We start from the raw sequence: 16437 nt of genomic DNA, 5'->3' as shown, positions 1-16437 counted from the left end.
GTCCAGGGAGTTTCCGTCGGTTACTCGCGAGTAGACCGACGGAAACTCCCTGGACTATCGGTCCGAGTCGGCCTGACCGGCCCGATCGGCCTGACCGGCTCGATCGACCTGACCGGCTCGATCGACCTGATCAGCCCCATCGGCAGGCGTAGCCCGAACGTGCGCGTACGAGGCGGCGTACAGGATCACCATCGAGGTGTAGTGGATCCAGACGACCAGGATGAGGGCGATGCCGAACGCCTGGAAGGCGGGCTGGCCCTGGGTGGCGCTGAGCAACAGGGTCGAGGCCTGCTTGAGGATCTCGAAGCCGATCGCGCCCAGGAGCGCACCGGCCCACAGCGGGCGCTTCGGGGTGTCCTTCTGGGGTGCCAGGTGGAACATCGCGAAGAAGAGCACGGTGTTGGCCGCGAGGCCGAGCACCAAGGTGAGGAGGACGATCAGCCAGCCGAAGCCCTCGTCGAGACCGATCCAGTCCAGGACGTTGACGGAGAAGGTACGGATGAGCCCGGTGAACGCCACCGCGACCAGCATGATCACGCCGAGCAGGATCAGTGCGGCCAGGTCGCGGAGCTTGGCCACCAGGAAGCCCGGCTGCTCCTCCTCGGGCACCAGGAAGACCGCCTCGAGCGCCTTGCGCAGACCGTCGATGAAACCCAGGCCGGCGTAGAGCAGACCGAAGGCACCGACGATCCCGACGGCTCCGGCGGCACGCTCGATGTCGGCGATCTTCAGCTGACCGGGACCGTCCCCGACCAGGCCGGGCAGGACCTGGTCGATCGCCTCGACGAGGTCACTCTCGGCACCGGCGTACACCTTGGCGATCTGGCCGACGGCGAAGAACGCGAGGGCGAGGATCGGGAAGGTCGACAGGAAGCCGAAATAGGTGATCGCACCGGCCTGTTGGGCGGCGCCGACGTCGCCGTAGTGCTCCTGAGTACGCACGACCCGGTCCAGCGCCGGGTGGCGAGCACGCAGGTCGGCGATCTTCTGCTTGATCTTCTCCTTGTTGAGCATCCCGAGGTCCCATCCGTCGTTCGTGGGCGGACCTGAGCCCGCCTCAACCGGTCAGTGCTGCTCTCAGTGCGAACTCCCGGGTCGGGCGCCAGCCGTCCGTGTCGTCGTGCACGTAGAGGTGGAACTCCTCGACCGACCACTCGCACTCGAAGTCGGCCAGCTCACCGAAAGCCTTGTCGAGGCTAGCCTCGGGAAGGTCGTGGGCGATCGTGACATGCGGGTGATAGGGAAATGTGAGCTTCTGGTCGAGCGGACCCTGCCGGACCGTGTTGGCCAGTTGCTCACAACCCGAGATGCCCTGCACCACAGCCACGAAGACGACCGGTGAGACCGGCCGGAACGTGCCGGTGCCGCGTAGATGGACACCGAAGGGAGCGACCCTGGAGGCCGCTGACTCGAGATGGCTCTCGACGTCCGGCAGCAGATCCTCGTGGATCTCCGTCGGTGGCACAAGCGTGATGTGCGTCGGGATCATGGTCGCCGTCGCGTCCCCAAGAGACGTCCGGTAGTCCTGGAGCTGACTTGCCCACGGCTCCGGGATAGCGATGGCAACACCGATGGTGCGCATGCGCCGACCTTACTAGCCGCGAGGCGCGGCGGGGGCCACAAAGCCAACCCGCTCGTAGACGTCGGCCAGAGTCTTGCGGGCGACCACGCCCGCCTTCTCCGCACCCTGCTCCAGGATGCCGTCGAGATAGGCCCGGTCCTCGAGGACCTCGAAGGTCTTCTCCCGGAACGGCGTGACGTAGTCGACGACCACCTCGGCGAGGTCCTTCTTCAGGTCGCCGTAGCCCTTGCCCGCATACTTGCCGACCAGGGTGTCGATGTCGGCGCCGGTCAGCGCGGAGTAGATCCGCAGCAGGTTGGAGACACCGGGCTTGGCCTCCTCGTCGAAGCGGATCTCCATCTCCGAGTCGGTGACGGCGGAGCGGATCTTCTTCGCCGAGACCTTCGGGTCGTCGAGCATGTCGATCAGGCCGCTCGGGCTCGAGGCCGACTTGGACATCTTGATCGTCGGGTCCTGGAGGTCGTAGATCTTCGCGACCTCCTTGAGGATGTAGGGCTCAGGAAGCCGGAAGGTCTTCTTGTAGCGGCTGTTGAACCGCTGCGCCAGGTCGCGAGTCAGCTCGAGGTGCTGCCGCTGGTCCTCGCCGACCGGGACGTACGCCGGGCGGTAGAGCAGGATGTCGGCGGCCATCAGCATCGGGTAGGAGAAGAGGCCGACCGAGGCCGCGCCCTCGCCGCCTTTGGCGGACTTGTCCTTGAACTGGGTCATCCGGCGGGCCTCACCGAAGGAGGTGATGCACTGCATCACCCAGCCGAGCTGGGCGTGCTCGGGAAGGTGGGACTGGACGAAGATCGCGGACCGCTCCGGGTCGACACCGGCGGCCAGCAGCTGGGCGGCAGCCCGCCGCGTACGCTCCCGCAGGACCTTCGGGTCCTGCTCGACGGTGATCGCGTGCAGGTCGGCGATGAAGAAGAAGGGCTCGTGTTCCTCCTGCAGGCTCACCCACTGCCGGACAGCGCCGAGATAGTTGCCGAGGTGGTAGGAGTCCGCGGTCGGCTGGATGCCGGAGAGGACCCGGGGCCGAGTCGTGGGAGCGGTGCTTCCGGTCATGTGCGCATTCTGTCAGCCAGTCGCCGAAAGGCTCGAAATGACAGAGGATCCTGCCCGCGGCACTGATCTGCGTGCCGGCCATGGGCCTCGACGCCCCCCGTGATCAACGTCGAGGACCATGGTCGCCCGCAGTCTTGATGGCCGCAAGCAGGATCCGCATGACCCATCAACGACAGACCATCGGCGGGGTTACCGAAGAAGTGCAGCCAATTTCTTACGAGTTTGTGGACCTCCTGAGAGGCTCTACTCACTGCGGATTCGATGGTCCGTCGAATGCCCGTTCCCCGCGGGATACGTGCCCCTGTTAGCCTGGTTGGTCGACCCGCGGATCCTCCAAGGGGTCCGCAGCCTCGGGGCCAGCAGCCGTTTCGGCCTCGAGGCCAGGCGACCCTCGAGGAGACTTGTGAACCACACGTCCGCTGCCAACGCGCGCATGCTGCTCGCGACCGACCTGGACGGGACCTTCCTAGCCGGCGACCCCGAAGCGAAGGTCAAGCTCTACCAGACGCTGAGCCGCCGCGAGGACGTACTGCTGTCCTTTGTCACCGGGCGCGGGCTGGAATCCGTGCTGCCCCTGCTCGCCGACCCGACCATCCCGACGCCCGACTTCATCATCTGCGATGTCGGCGCGACCATCGTGACCGGACACGACCTGCTCGCCGTCGAGCCGATCCAGCAGGACATCGCGGCCAAGTGGCCCGGCGAGCTCACCGTGCTCGAGAAGATCGGCGACCGGCCCGGGCTGGTCCGTCAGAACGTGCCCCAGGACCGCCGGGTCTCCTACTTCTGCGACCCCGAGGCGGTCACCGACGACCTCGCCCCGCTGGTGGCGGAGATCGGCTGCGACCTGCTCTACTCCGCCGGCCACTATCTCGACGTCCTGCCCGGCGGGATCAACAAGGGCCACACCGTCACCAAGCTCGTCGAGCACCTCGGCATCTCGAAGGACCGCGTGCTGGTCGCCGGCGACACTCTCAACGACCTGTCGATGTACGACATCGGGTTCCCGGGCGTCTGCGTCGGTGAGTCCGAGGACCTGCTGCTGGACGCGACCCGCGACAAGGAGCGTACGTTCCACGCGACCGCACCCGGCACCGGCGGGATCCTGCAGGCGATCAGGCACTTCAACCTGCTCGACGACGAGCACATCTACGACCCGGAGAACGACGCCGACGACCCGGGGAAGTCCGACCTCGTCATGGTCTACCACCGGCTCCCCTATGACGAGGTGATCGAGGAGGGAGAGGTCAAGCGCCGGCGTCCGAAGTCGCCCAACGGCATCATCCCGACGCTGCTGTCGTTCTTCACGGAGCGCACCGGATCCTGGGTCGCCTGGTCCATCGACGACCCCAAGCGCGGCAAGTTCGCGACCCACACGGTCGTCGACCCCAAGCTCTACCCCGGCCTGGTGGCCTCCCGGCTGCCGCTGTCGAAGAAGGACGTCGACGTCTTCTACAAGCGCTTCTCCAAGGAAGCGTTCTGGCCGCTGCTGCACACCTTCTGGGAACGCGCGAAGTTCAAGGAGGAGGACTGGCAGGTCTACTGCCGGGTCAACAAGGCCTTCGCCGAGCAGGCGGCTGCCGAGGTGGCGTACGAGGGCATCGTCTGGATCCACGACTACAACCTGTGGATGGTGCCGGCCTATCTGCGTGAGCTGCGGCCGGACGTGAAGATCGCGTTCCTGCACCACACCCACTTCCCCGGCGCCGACGTGTTCAACGTGGTGCCGTGGCGGCGCGAGATCATCGGGTCGCTGCTGCAGTGCGACTACATCTCGTTCCACATCCCCCGCCAGGTCGAGAACTTCGTCGACGTGGCGCGTGGCGTGGCACCGGTCGAGGTGATCGAGACCGAGGACTCCGCGCCGCGGTTCCGCACCTACGGCTTCGCTCTCGGTCTGGACACCATGCCCTCGGTGATCGACGTCGGCGGGCGCCGCGTCCACCTGGGCGCCAACCCAGTGAGCGTCGACACCAAGCGGATCGAGCAGACGCTGGCCTCGCCTGCGGTGCAGGAGTCGATCGCTCGGGTCAAGGACGAGTTCGAGGGGCAGCGGATCGCGCTGGCCGTCTCGCGGCTCGACTACACCAAGGGCGTCCTGCAGCAGCTCGAGGCCTTCGAGCGGGCTCTGCTCGAGGACCCCTCCCTGCTGGGCGAGCTGTCGCTGGTGCTGGTGTGCGTGCCCGCGGCCGGCGAGATGACCGTCTACAAGACGCTGCAGAACCAGATCGAGCAGGCGGTCGGACGGATCAACGGCCGGTTCTCGCGGATGGGCTGGATGCCGGTCCACTTCTATTTCCGGCCGATCCCGTTCGAGGAGCTGCTCGCCTACTACGCCAATGCCGACGTCATGTGGATCACCCCGCTGCGCGACGGTCTCAACCTGGTCGCGAAGGAGTACGCCGCGGTCCACGGTCTCCGCGGCACGAGCGGCACGCTGGTGCTCTCCGAGTTCGCCGGGGCGGCCGCGGAGCTGCGGGGCGCGGTGCTGACCAACCCCCACGACGTCTCCGACATGGTCCGGGTCTTCCTGCAGGCCGTCGACATGGACGAGGCCGAGGCCAAGGACCGGATGCGCGGGCTGTGGGACACCATCCGTCACCACGACTCCAAGGCCTGGGCCGACGGATTCCTGGCGGCGGTCGAGGCGGCCACCTCGTCCGCCCCGGGCGACGAGGTGGAGCTCTAGGCGCGGCGCCGGTGGATGCTGGTGCTCCACAGCAGCACCAGCATCCCGGCGGCGGCCAGGCCGGCACCGACCAGCGGCGCCTCGCGGACGCTCCATACGTCGAGGGCCAGACCGCCGGCGAAGGCGCCGAGGGCGTTGGCGATGTTGAGGCTGGCATGGTTCATCGCGGCGCCCAGCGTCACCGCGTCGTCGGCCACGTCCATCAGACGCACCTGCAGGTTGATCACCAGCACCGACGCCACCGCCGTGGTCAGGAAGGCGACCGGCGCGAGCCACCATCCGGCGGGGGCGACCAGCCAGAAGAGCGTCAGCACTGCCACCATGCCGAGGCTGCTGGCCAGCAGCGAGCCCATCACCGACCAGCGCGCCAGCTCGCCCGCGATCCAGGTGCCGACGACCATGCCGGTGCCGAAGGCGAAGACGAACCACGGCACCGCACCCTCGGCCAGGCCGGCCGTGTCGGTGACGATCGGGGCGATGTAGGAGTAGGCCGCGAACATGCCGCCGAACCCGATCGCCCCCGCGAGCATGGTCAGCCAGACCTGCTTGTTGGTGAAGAACCGGCCGGCCTCGCTACGGCCGGTCGCGTTCGGGTCGCCCGGGAAATGGGGCACCGAGAGCTGCACCAGAAGAACGGTCAGCAGGGCGAGACCTGCTGCGGCTGCGTACGGGGCCCGCCAGCCGGCGCTCTGACCCAGCCAGGTGGCGAAGGGGACACCGATCACGTTGGCGACCGAGAGTCCGAGCATCACCAGCGCGACCGCACGGCCGCGGTGCTTGGGCGCGGCCATCGACGTCGCGACGATGCTGGCGACACCGAAGTAGGCGCCGTGCGGCAGCCCGTCCAGGAACCTAGCGACCAGCAGCATCTGGTAGTCCACGGCGGCCGCGCTGAGCACGTTGAACAGGGCGTACGCGGCCATCAGCGACAGCAGCAGTCCCTTGCGCGGAAGATGGGCCACGAAGAACGAGAGGATCGGTACGCCGACCACCACCCCGACCGCGTAGGCGCTGATGAGGTGGCCGGCCGTGGAGGTGCCGACCCCGACACCCTCGGCGATCTCCGGCAGCACGCCCATGGTGACGAACTCGGTCGTACCGATCGCGAAGCCACCCGTCGCGAGGGCGATCATGGCGATCGCGAACCGGACGGGGGTGACCGGCCTCAGGGCGGTCTCGGAGCTGGCGGTGTCGGTCACTACTGCCTAACCTTCCGCGATTTCAGCGCTATTCCACGAATCGGTGTGACCCGTGTCCCGCTTACCAGGCACGGTTGTCAACCATAGTTGACACTTCGTCGATGTCAACCTAAATTGACACCATGACGGATGCCAAGGATCTCGCCGAGTCGGCCGCGAGCGCCGACCCGAGCACCGGACTGCGAGCCGCACTCGCGCTGCGTCGCCTCGCCGACGCGCTGGAGCGGCTACAGGTGGCGAACGCCCGCCGGCAGGGGTGGGCATGGCAGGAGATCGCCGATGCGCTGGAGGTCAGCCGGCAGGCGGTCCACAAGAAGTACGCGAAGGAGATGTGATGTTCGAGAGGTTCACCAGGCCGGCCCGCGATGCGGTGACCGCGGCCCAGACGTACGCCACCGAACTCGGTCACGACCGCATCGGCGACGACCATCTGCTGCTGGCGATCGGCTCCGGCAGCGAGTCGTCCGCCGCCCGAGCGCTCGCGGGAGCCGGGGTGGATTCCGCCGCGCTGAAGGCGGAGGTCGAGCGTGCCCACGGGCGCCTGGGCGACGACGACGCCGACGCGCTGTCCACGCTAGGGATCGACCTGGACGCGGTGCGGTCCAAGGTGGAGGAGGTCTTCGGCGCCGGCGCCCTGGACAGCGGGAAGCCACGCCGCCGGTTCGGCGGACACATCCCTTTCACCAAGGACGCCAAGAAGGTCCTCGAGCTCTCCCTACGCGAGGCGATCCGGCTCGAGGACCGCTCGATCGGCACCGAGCACATCCTGCTCGGCATTCTTCGGGCGGAGGGGGAAGGACATGCTGCACTACGGGCCCTCGGCGTGGATGTTACTGCGCTGCGCAGCGCGCTGGAGCACGGCAAGGCCGCCTGACACCGAGGCGCCAGGCGGCCTGTCGAGCGCGGGATCAGCCGGCGAGGTGGGACCAGGACGGGGCCAGCTCGGCCCACGGACCCACCGCCGCGACCTCACCGTCGACCATGACGACGACGCGGTCGGCCTGAGCGAGCGCGGCTCGCTTCGAGGTGGCTCCGATGACCGTCGTGTGCCGGTCGCGAAGCGCCCGCCAGAGCTCGATCTCGGTGGCCGCGTCGAGAGCGCTGGAGACGTCGTCGGCCAGGAGCAGCTCGGTGTCGGCGGCCAGTGCCCGCGCCAGGGCGAGGCGCTGGACCTGTCCCCCGGAGAGGCGTACGCCCCGGTGACCGACGATCGCGTCGGCGCCGCCCGCCTCCTTGACGTCCAGCCCCAGCCGCGCGTCGGCGACAGGGCTGTCGAACGGCCGGTCGTGACCCAGCCGGATGTTGTCGGAGAACGTGCCCGAGAGCACCCGTGGCACCTGGGCGACGTACGCGACCTGCCCCGGCCTCAGGAAGGCCTGCGGGTCCGCGACCAGCTCGTCGTTCCACCGGATCGTGCCGGTGTGCTCGATGAGGCCGGCCAACGACGCCAACAGGGACGACTTGCCGGAACCCACCTGCCCGACGAGGAGGACCAGCTCGCCACGCTCGATGGTGAGCGAGACGTCCGAGACGCCGATCGTGCCGTCGTCGTGGACCGCCGACAGGGCCGAGAGCTCCAGTGACTCGAGCGGCACCCGGTCGACCGGACCCGGATCGGGTGCATCGCCGGAGACCAGGTCGACACCCGGCGGCAGGTCCATCAGGTCCCGGCCACCGGCGAATCGGCTGGTCTCCTTCTGCCACGCGCGTGTGCCAGGAGCCTCGGTGACGACCATGCCGGCCACCCGGCCGAACCAGTCGAAGCCCGAGACAGCGTTGGCCACCAGCAGCGCGGTGGCCAGACCCCAGCCTCCGCCGAAGTAGATGCCCCAGGCAGCCACGACACCGCACTGCACCATCAGCGCGGGCACCCCGTCGAGGAATGCCTGCACCCGGTGCTCCTTCACCGCTGCCTCGACCCGGCCCGAGTCCACGTGCTGCAGGTGGGCGTGGACCTGCGGCGTCGCCGCGGCCAGCTTCACGGTGCGTACGGACTCCAGCGCGGACACCACCGCGCGGCCGAACCGGGCGCGAGCGGCGGACGACGCCGCGGCCGAGCGGCCGGCGATCGGCCGGCCGACCGCGGAGGCCAGCGCCGAGGTGACCATGACGATCAGGAGCACGGCGCCCGCGAGCGCGGTGCCGGCGAGCAGGGCCGTGATCGTCGCGATCACCAGACCGTTGACGAAGTCGACCCAGCGGTCGGCGTAGCGGGCGTAGCGGTCCGCGTCCATCGACCGGGCGACGACCTCGCCGGGCGGCGTACGCGTCAGGCGGTGCTGCCGGGTCTGGCCGTAGAGCACGGCCATCCGGGCGCGCAGCATGACCTCGATCCACCAGCGCGGGTAGCGGTAGAAGGCGTCGGCGAGCATCAGCGGAGCAGCCAGCAGGCTGACCACCAGCAGCACGGACAGCACCGTCGGCCGGCCGCCGTCCTGCAGCGACTCGACGATCCGGCCCCACAGGAGCCCGGTGAAGGCACCCTGCGCACCGGTCATCGAGGCGAACAGGAAGAGCAGCGCACCCGCCACACCCCACTCGGGGCGCAGGAACAGGACGTGCAGCATCCCGCGGGCCAGCGACGGACCGGTGCCGACCTCCGGGAGCTCCGGCGGAGCACCCGCCCGACGCTTGCCTCCGACGTTCCCCTCCGCGACGTGGTCGAGGGTCGAGTGGTCGACGGGCTTGGTATCCGGCGACGGTGAGTCGTGGTGGTCGGTGCGGCTGGCTTCGAGCAGGTCACGGAACGGCCCGGGCGCGGTCGCCAGCGAGGCCCGCAGACCGTGCTGGATCACCCGGCCGTGGTCGAGCACGGCGACATGGGGCGCCCGCTCGATCGTGGAGAGCCGATGGGCGATCAGGATGCCCGTGCGCCCGGTCAGCAGCCGATCGGCGGCCGCGACCACCCGCCGCTCGGTGAGCGGATCCATCCGCGCGGTCGCCTCGTCGAGCACGACCACGCGTACGTCGCGCACCAGCAGCCGCGCGAAGGCGACCAGCTGCTCCTCCCCCGCCGACAGCGAGGTGCCACCGGGACCGAGCAGGGTGTCGAGCCCGTCGGGCAGACCAGCGACCCACTCGGACAGTCCGAGCCGGGCGACCGCCCGCTCGATGTCCTCGCGCGGACGCGAGTCGTCGAAGAGGGCGATGTTCTCCGCGAGCGTGCCGGCCAGGATCTCCGTACGCTGCGTCACCACGCCCACGGAGGCACGCAGCTGCTGCAGGTCGAGGTCGCGTACGTCCACGCCACCGAGGAACACCGAGCCGCGCGGCGGCTCGACAGCCCGGGAGAGCAGCGAGGCGAGCGTCGACTTCCCCGATCCGGTGCGACCGACCAGGGCGATGGTGTCGCCCGCGGGCACGGTGAGCGAGATGCCCTGGAGGGCGAAGGTGCCCTCGGCGTAGGAGAAGGTCAGGTCGCGCAGATCGACCTCGAGCGCTCCCCCGCCCGGCACCGGCTCGCCGCCCTCGGGCTCCGGCTCGGCGGCCATCATCTGGCGCAGCCGGATGACCGCGCCCAGACCCGCCTGGATGTCGGGAAGATGGTTGGCGAGCATCGCGATCTGACCGACGAACGTGCTCGTGACCAGGAACAGCGTCACCAGCGCGCTGATCCCGAGCCGGTCCGTCGCGGCGAGCGCCACTCCGGCCAGACCGATGCCGGCCAGCAGGGAGTGGAGCAGCACGCCGGCGCGGCGGCCGACCTTCGCCTCGACCGTGACCACGGCGCGGAACTTCTCGTGGACCGTCGCCGACAGCCGGGCCACCCGGGCGACCACGTGGTCCTGGCCCAGGCTCGTGCGCAGGTCGTCACGCCCGGCGATGCCCTCCTCGAGCACGGCGGCGTGGTCGGTCCAGGAGGCTTCCTCGATGACCTTGAGCTGGGAGATCTTGCCCAGCAGGCCGCGGATGACGAACCACGTCACCGTCGCGAGGAGCGGGAACAGGATCGCCGCCGGCCACCAGGTGAAGCTGGCCACGATCCACATCGGCAGCGCGGCGAAGACCGAGCGGAACAGCATCCACAGCTGCCAGCGCAGCAGGTTGCCGACCTCGTGGGAGTCGTCGTCGACCCGGTCGAGGATCTCGCCGACGGCCTGCTCGCTCAGCTCGGAGAGCGGCTGGCGCATGGCGGCCTGGAGCACGTCCTCGCGCAGCTTGCCCTCGGCCCGGTCGGAGACGCCGACCCAGGCGATCTTCGCCGTCGAGTCGACGAGCGAGGCGCCGATCACGCACAGCGCGAGCCAGCCGACCAGGCTGGCGGTCGGGTTCTCGGCGAGCCGTCCGGCGACGACGGTGCCGATCGACTGGGCGACCATGGCCACGGCCAGGGCGACCAGCGCGGCGACCGTCACCGGCCCCTTGAGGCGTCGCCAGTCGACCTGCCGGCTCGGGTCGGCAGGGGCGGCGGGAACTCCGAGAGCCTTGCCTGAGGTGGGCACGGGTGGAGTCGAGAGGGTCGCAGTCATCAATAGATCACGGTAGGCGCGACCACCGACACTCACCTAAAGGTTTTCCGCCCGTCGCCCCCATCAAACCCCACTCTGACCTGGACCTATAGGAATCAGAAGAAAGATCTGGAGAGCAGGATCACCTCTGCCCGGAAGGCATCCGGACAACGGACGACGGCCCGGCACGGACGATTCCGTGGCGGGCCGTCGCCGGTCGATCAGAAGGAGTCGAACGGCTCACCCGACACCGACCCCGCGGGCCGTCACTCCTCGACGGAGCCACCTTCGTCCGGAGTCGTCAGCGACTCCATGGAGATCCCGGTGAACTCGTCCACCCTCACCTGCCGGGTGCTGCCATCGCGCAGGGTGAGCGTGACGTGGCTGAACTCGGGCGTCGTGCGAGCGTTCTCCGAGGCCTCGGTGATCGGATCATCCGGCCACCAGGCAGCGTAGTGCCCGTCGTTGACGGTGGCAGTCACGGCGCCTTGAGCTGCGGTGTGCAGGACCAGGCCGACGACGTCCGCCCCGACTAGGCCCGTGGACGACCGCTGGCTCTCGGCGTCGTCGCCCATCACGCCACCGATGCTGCCGAATGCGCCGTCGGCGTCGACCGTGACCGGCTCGGCGCCGGGACCGCCCGGCGTCTGGCCGTAGAGGCCGGCCGGCTCGCCGTTGCGGAGCATGCACACCGCCTCCGTGAGCCCGTCGGGGGTGGCGAGATAGACAAGTGTCCACCCGCCGCGACGCTCCGCGACGTACGTCTTCATCTCCGGCCCCTGGCGACCGGGCAGGAAGTCCCAGAATCCGCCGACGCAGGCTTGTGCCGCGTCCTCGGTCTCGGCCGCAGTGAGCGGCGACGGGACCGGTGTCCACGCCGCCGCGGGGGCCGGTCCACCGAGGACGCTGGGAGCCGCGATGGCGGCGGCCGCTGCCGCCGCGGTCACGGCGAGCGCGAGCCCGACACGTCGCCGGTTGACTCGGGTACGCGGCGCGACAGGTTCCGCGGTCGACGCTGCCGGCTTGGCGACCTGCGCGTCGTGAGCCGTGATCCGGGCCAACAGATCCTGGGCCGCCGGGTCACGGGCCACATCGAGTGCCTCCGGGGTGACAGCGGGATCGAGGGTGCGGAGCACACGGTCGGTGTTCATGAGGAGCTCCTTGCGGTAGCTGTGGGAGTGACGGGTTGGGGGCACGCCGCGGCGAGGGCACGCAAGGCGCGTCGGGCGCGGCTCAGCCGCAGGCGGTAGGCCACCGGCGAGATACCCAGGACCTCGGCGGCCTGGCGGGTGGTCAGGCTGTCCCAGACGGTGAGCGCGATGGCCTCCTGGTGCACCAGACTGAGCCGTCGCCAGGCAGTGGCCAGATCGACACGTGCTGCCACCAGGTCCGGCTCGAGCCCGACCGTTCCCGGGCCGACCAGCTGAGCGTCGGCGATCCGAAGCGTCAACTGCTGCCGCCGTTCTGCCGCCCGATACTCGTTGCTCAGCGTGCGATGGGCGACGCCGAAGAGCCACGCCCGTTGTTCGTCGTGCACCCTCGGGATCTCGGCGTACCGTCGCCAGGCGACCAGGTAGACCTGCGCGACCACGTCCTCGGCGTGGGAGGGATGCACGCGACGCTCGATGAACCTGCGCAGGTCGGCGTACGTTGCTTCGTAGAGGCGCGTGAAGGCCGCCTCGTGACTCGGCGGGCTGTTCTCGTTGTGTCCCATACCCTTCACATGTCCGCTGACGGATGCATGTGTCACCGTACGGGCCGAGTCGTACTCCACGCGATCACGGCGTTCGCACCGTCGGACACTCGACCGCAGCCATCGGCCTGTCGACAGCAGCTCGAAAAAACACAGGGCGGCCCGGCACGGGTTCGTGCCGGGCCACCCTCACGCGTTGCTGATCAGAGAGAGTCGATCGCCTCGTTGAGCGTCGCGGACGGACGCATCACGGCGGTGACCTTCTCGGCGTCGGGCATGTAGTAGCCGCCGATGTCGGCCGGCTTGCCCTGGACCGCGAGGAGCTCCTCGACGATCTTGTCCTCGTTGGCGGCGAGGGTCTCGGCGAGGCCCTTGAACGCCGCGGCGAGCTCGGGGTCCTCGGTCTGGGCGGCGAGCTCCTGGGCCCAGTAGAGACCCAGGTAGAAGTGGGAGCCGCGGTTGTCGGTGGTGCCGAGCTTGCGACCCGGGGAGCGGTCGTTCTCGAGGAAGGTCGCGGTCGCCCGGTCGAGCGCGCCGGCGAGCACCTTCGCGGCCGGGGCCGAGGCCTGCTCGGCGTACTTCTCGAACGACGGCACCAGCGCGAAGAACTCACCCAGCGAGTCCCAGCGGAGGTAGTCCTCCTCGACCAGCTGCTGCACGTGCTTCGGCGCCGAGCCGCCCGCGCCGGTCTCGAACAGACCGCCGCCGGCGATCAGCGGGACGATGGAGAGCATCTTCGCCGACGTACCGACCTCGAGGATCGGGAACAGGTCGGTGTTGTAGTCACGCAGCACGTTGCCGGTGACCGAGATGGTGTCCTCGCCGTTGCGCAGGCGCTCGAGCGAGTAGGCGGTGGCCAGGGCCGGCGCCAGGATCTTGATCTCCAGACCCTCGGTGTCGTGCTCGGTGAGGTAGGTGGTGACCTTCTTGATCAGCTCGGCGTCGTGCGCACGGGTCTCGTCGAGCCAGAAGACCGCCGGGGTCTTGGAGTCGCGGGCCCGGTTGACGGCCAGCTTCACCCAGTCGCGCACCGGGATGTCCTTGGTCTGGCAGGCGCGCCAGATGTCACCGGCCTCGACGTCGTGCTCGATGAGCACCTCGCCGGCGGAGTTGAGGATGCGTACGGTGCCGGCGGCGGCGATCTCGAAGGTCTTGTCGTGCGAGCCGTACTCTTCGGCCTTCTGCGCCATGAGACCGACGTTGGGGACGGTGCCGATGGTGGCCGGGTCGAGCGGGCCGTTCTTCTTCACGTCGTCGATGACGGTCTGGTAGACGCCCGCGTAGGAGGAGTCCGGGATGACCGCGAGGGTGTCGGCCTCGCCGCCGTCAGCACCCCACAGCTTGCCGCCGTTGCGGATCAGTGCCGGGATCGAGGCGTCGATGATGACGTCGGAGGGGACGTGCAGGTTGGTGATGCCCTTGTCGGAGTTGACGTAGGACAGCTTCGGGCCGTTCTGCAGGGCGGCCTCGAAGGCGGCCTTGATCTCGGCGCCGTTGGGCAGGGCGTCGAGGCCCGGCAGGATGGTCCCCAGGCCGTCGTTGGCCGACAGGCCGGCCTTGGCGAGGTCCTCACCGTAGGTCTCGAAGACGTCCTTGAAGAACGCCTTGACCACGTGGCCGAAGATGATCGGGTCGGAGACCTTCATCATCGTCGCCTTGAGGTGCAGCGAGAAGAGCACGTCGTCGGCCTTCGCCTTCGCGATCGCGTTGGCGAGGAAGGCGTGCAGGTGGGCGGCCTCCATCTTGGTGGCGTCGACGATCTCGCCGGCGAGCACGGGCAGCTCGGCCAGCAGCGTCTCGGTCGTGCCGTCAGCCTTCTCCAGAACGATGGAGAGGGTGTCGTCGGCCGCGAGGGTCACCGACTTCTCGTTGGACTTGAAGTCGTGCTCACCCATGGTGGCGACGGTGGTCTTGGAGCCCTCACCGAAGGGCTTGTTGGTGTGCGGGTGGGCCTTGGCGTACGCCTTGACCGAACCCGGCGCGCGCCGGTCGGAGTTGCCCTCGCGCAGGACCGGGTTGACCGCGGAGCCCTTGACCTTGTCGTACTTGGCCCGGATCTCCTCCTCCTCGGGCGTGCTGGGCGCCTCGGGGTAGTCGGGGATCTCGTAGCCCTTCTCCTGCAGCTCCTTGATCGCGGCCTTGAGCTGCGGGATGGAGGCGGAGATGTTGGGCAGCTTGACGATGTTGGCTTCCGGCGTCTTCGCCAGCTCACCGAGCTCGCCGAGCGCGTCGTCGGCCAGGCCGAACTGCGCCAGGATGCGCGCGGCCACCGAGATGTCACGCGTCTCCACCTCGACGCCCGCCTTGGCCGCGTAGGCCGAGACGATCGGAAGGAAGGAGTACGTCGCGAGCAGCGGCGCCTCGTCGGTGTGGGTGTAGATGATTCGTGCGGCCATTGCTGTGGCTACTCCTGACGAAACGAAAGTGTCTTGACATCAAGATAACAGAGAAGGTGGCACAACGCCGCCCCGCCCCACCTAAGCACCACGATGTGCCGTCGCAAAAGAGTTACTGTGTGTCAACACCTCCTTGTTGTTCAGGTGACTGCTGGTGCCTGAGTGCTTCTCGGGTGTCGATGGGTCTGACCGACGTCAACAGACATTGAAGGGTTTAAGGGGACATGACTGAGGAATCACTGTCGGCTGCTGAGCCGACCTTCATCCAGAAACTGGCAGCCGAGGTCATCGGCACCTTCATCCTCGTGTTCATCGGCTGCGGTTCGGTCGTCGCGATCCTCGCTGGCCGCAGCCACACCGGGCAGCCGACCTGGGCACTCGAGGTCGCGGCCGTCGGCCTCGCGTTCGGTATCGCCGTCGTGATCGGTGCCTACACCTTCGGCCGCATCTCCGGCGGCCACTTCAACCCGGCGGTGACCCTCGGCGTGGCCACGGCCGGCCGGATCAGCTGGAAGGACGCGGGCGCCTACATCGGCGCTCAGTTCGTCGGCGCGACCATCGGCGCGCTCGCGCTGTTCGTCATCGCCATCTCCTCGGGCTACAACTCCTGGAACGACGGCGGCCTCGGCGCCAACGGCTTCGGCGACGGAGCCGGCACCGGCATCATCGGCGCGATCCTGGTCGAGCTGATCCTCACCTTCATCTTCGTCTTCGTCATCCTCGGCGTCACCGACGTCCGGGCCGGCACCAACGCCGCCATGGCCCCGCTCGCCATCGGTCTCGCGTTGGCCGCGATCCACTTCGTCGGCATCCCGCTGACCGGCACCTCGGTCAACCCCGCCCGCTCGTTCGGTCCCGCGCTCTTCTCCGGCACCGACGCGCTGATCAACCTTCCGCTCTTCCTGATCGTCCCGGCCCTCGGCGGCGCGCTCGCCGGCCTCGTCTACCCGCTGCTCTTCGACAAGGACGGCTCCGAGATCGCAGGTGCCGGCCTCGCCTTCGGTGGCGACAACCTGCGCCCGGCCGTCCCGTCCTGGGACTCCCAGGCTGCCGCACCGGCTGCCCCCGCGGCAGCTCCGGCGGCTCCGGCGGCTCCGGCGGCTCCGGCGGCTCCGGCCGCTGCTGCGGCGGCGCCCGCCGCTCCCGCAGCTCCCGCCACCCCGGCAGCACCTTCGGCTCCGGACACCAGCGACCGCACCGTCGTCTCCGGTGGCGCCGGCAGCGGCCAGCCGGCCTGGCAGCAGCCGACCCAGACCGCCGAGGGCGAGCTGCCGGTCTACGAGCAGGACGGCTGGCTCCCTCGACGGCTACATCGTGATGGAGTACGTCGGCGGCAAGTCCCTGAAGGAGCTGGCCAACGAGCGGCGCACCCCGGAGGGG

General features: G+C 69.1%; 12 protein-coding genes. 4 read left to right on the top strand and 8 right to left on the bottom strand.

Annotation, left to right across the window (positions count from 1 at the left end; genetic code table 11):
* Nucleotides 1–54: 54 nt before the first annotated feature.
* From ACFVJS_RS17820 to trpS, 3 genes are read right to left on the bottom strand one after another with little or no spacing between them, the layout of a single operon-like run.
* Nucleotides 55–1014: a YihY/virulence factor BrkB family protein gene (locus ACFVJS_RS17820; RefSeq protein WP_378882840.1), complete on the bottom strand. Its 960-nt coding sequence runs from the start codon at nucleotides 1012–1014 to the stop codon at nucleotides 55–57.
* Between the two features lie 43 nt (nucleotides 1015–1057).
* Complete coding sequence (locus tag ACFVJS_RS17815) at nucleotides 1058–1582, bottom strand: 2'-5' RNA ligase family protein (RefSeq protein WP_378882838.1); 525 nt, start codon at nucleotides 1580–1582, stop codon at nucleotides 1058–1060.
* Between the two features lie 12 nt (nucleotides 1583–1594).
* Complete coding sequence (gene trpS, locus ACFVJS_RS17810; protein WP_378882836.1) at nucleotides 1595–2632, bottom strand: tryptophan--tRNA ligase; 1038 nt, start codon at nucleotides 2630–2632, stop codon at nucleotides 1595–1597.
* A gap of 403 nt (nucleotides 2633–3035) precedes the next feature.
* Here trpS and ggpS point away from each other — a divergent pair, with 403 nt between their 5' ends.
* A complete protein-coding gene (ggpS, locus tag ACFVJS_RS17805; RefSeq protein WP_378882834.1) occupies nucleotides 3036–5321 on the top strand; it encodes a glucosylglycerol-phosphate synthase in 2286 nt (761 codons plus the stop codon).
* Here the strand turns inward: ggpS and ACFVJS_RS17800 are convergent.
* A complete protein-coding gene (locus ACFVJS_RS17800; RefSeq protein WP_378882832.1) occupies nucleotides 5318–6520 on the bottom strand; it encodes an MFS transporter in 1203 nt (400 codons plus the stop codon). The two genes, ggpS and ACFVJS_RS17800, sit on opposite strands and share 4 nt — an antisense overlap.
* A 122-nt stretch (nucleotides 6521–6642) precedes the next feature.
* Between ACFVJS_RS17800 and ACFVJS_RS17795 the strand changes: the two genes are divergently transcribed.
* Both ACFVJS_RS17795 and ACFVJS_RS17790 read left to right on the top strand, forming a co-directional pair.
* Nucleotides 6643–6855 carry a helix-turn-helix domain-containing protein gene (locus tag ACFVJS_RS17795; RefSeq protein WP_378882830.1) on the top strand — a complete coding sequence of 71 codons (213 nt, stop codon included), beginning with the start codon at nucleotides 6643–6645 and terminating at the stop codon, nucleotides 6853–6855.
* Nucleotides 6855–7394: a Clp protease N-terminal domain-containing protein gene (locus ACFVJS_RS17790; protein WP_378882829.1), complete on the top strand. Its 540-nt coding sequence runs from the start codon at nucleotides 6855–6857 to the stop codon at nucleotides 7392–7394. The genes ACFVJS_RS17795 and ACFVJS_RS17790 overlap by 1 nt, the downstream gene beginning before the upstream one ends.
* A gap of 34 nt (nucleotides 7395–7428) precedes the next feature.
* Here ACFVJS_RS17790 and ACFVJS_RS17785 read toward each other — a convergent pair whose 3' ends face one another.
* The 4 genes from ACFVJS_RS17785 to ACFVJS_RS17770 form a co-directional block, all read right to left on the bottom strand.
* The gene (locus tag ACFVJS_RS17785) at nucleotides 7429–10962 is read right to left on the bottom strand and encodes an ATP-binding cassette domain-containing protein (RefSeq protein ID WP_378882827.1); all 3534 of its coding nucleotides are present in this window, start codon (nucleotides 10960–10962) and stop codon (nucleotides 7429–7431) included.
* Nucleotides 10963–11234: 272 nt separating this feature from the next.
* A complete protein-coding gene (locus ACFVJS_RS17780; protein WP_378882824.1) occupies nucleotides 11235–12119 on the bottom strand; it encodes a hypothetical protein in 885 nt (294 codons plus the stop codon).
* Nucleotides 12116–12682 (bottom strand): RNA polymerase sigma factor, encoded by a 567-nt coding sequence (locus tag ACFVJS_RS17775; protein ID WP_378882821.1) that lies wholly within the window; start codon nucleotides 12680–12682, stop codon nucleotides 12116–12118. The genes ACFVJS_RS17780 and ACFVJS_RS17775 overlap by 4 nt, the downstream gene beginning before the upstream one ends.
* Nucleotides 12683–12864: 182 nt before the next feature.
* Nucleotides 12865–15057 (bottom strand): NADP-dependent isocitrate dehydrogenase, encoded by a 2193-nt coding sequence (locus ACFVJS_RS17770; RefSeq protein ID WP_378882819.1) that lies wholly within the window; start codon nucleotides 15055–15057, stop codon nucleotides 12865–12867.
* Nucleotides 15058–15281: 224 nt separating this feature from the next.
* Here ACFVJS_RS17770 and ACFVJS_RS17765 point away from each other — a divergent pair.
* Nucleotides 15282–16437: MIP/aquaporin family protein (locus tag ACFVJS_RS17765; RefSeq protein ID WP_378882816.1), on the top strand; the 1156-nt coding region annotated here is incomplete at its 3' end.

Origin of the sequence: Nocardioides sp. NPDC057772, from assembly GCF_042798075.1 — a bacterium.
In the GTDB taxonomy this organism is placed as follows: Bacteria; Actinomycetota; Actinomycetes; order Propionibacteriales; family Nocardioidaceae; genus Nocardioides.
This window is presented reverse-complemented; position numbering and strand designations above follow the sequence as displayed.

Coding starts and splice junctions, on each gene's coding strand:
- ACFVJS_RS17820 (WP_378882840.1), bottom strand. CDS start 1,014: ATGCTCAACAAGGAGAAGATCAAGCAGAAGATCGCCGACCTGCGTGCT.
- ACFVJS_RS17815 (WP_378882838.1), bottom strand. CDS start 1,582: ATGCGCACCATCGGTGTTGCCATCGCTATCCCGGAGCCGTGGGCAAGT.
- trpS (WP_378882836.1), bottom strand. CDS start 2,632: ATGACCGGAAGCACCGCTCCCACGACTCGGCCCCGGGTCCTCTCCGGC.
- ACFVJS_RS17795 (WP_378882830.1), top strand. CDS start 6,643: ATGACGGATGCCAAGGATCTCGCCGAGTCGGCCGCGAGCGCCGACCCG.
- ACFVJS_RS17790 (WP_378882829.1), top strand. CDS start 6,855: ATGTTCGAGAGGTTCACCAGGCCGGCCCGCGATGCGGTGACCGCGGCC.
- ACFVJS_RS17780 (WP_378882824.1), bottom strand. CDS start 12,119: ATGAACACCGACCGTGTGCTCCGCACCCTCGATCCCGCTGTCACCCCG.
- ACFVJS_RS17775 (WP_378882821.1), bottom strand. CDS start 12,682: ATGGGACACAACGAGAACAGCCCGCCGAGTCACGAGGCGGCCTTCACG.
- ACFVJS_RS17770 (WP_378882819.1), bottom strand. CDS start 15,057: ATGGCCGCACGAATCATCTACACCCACACCGACGAGGCGCCGCTGCTC.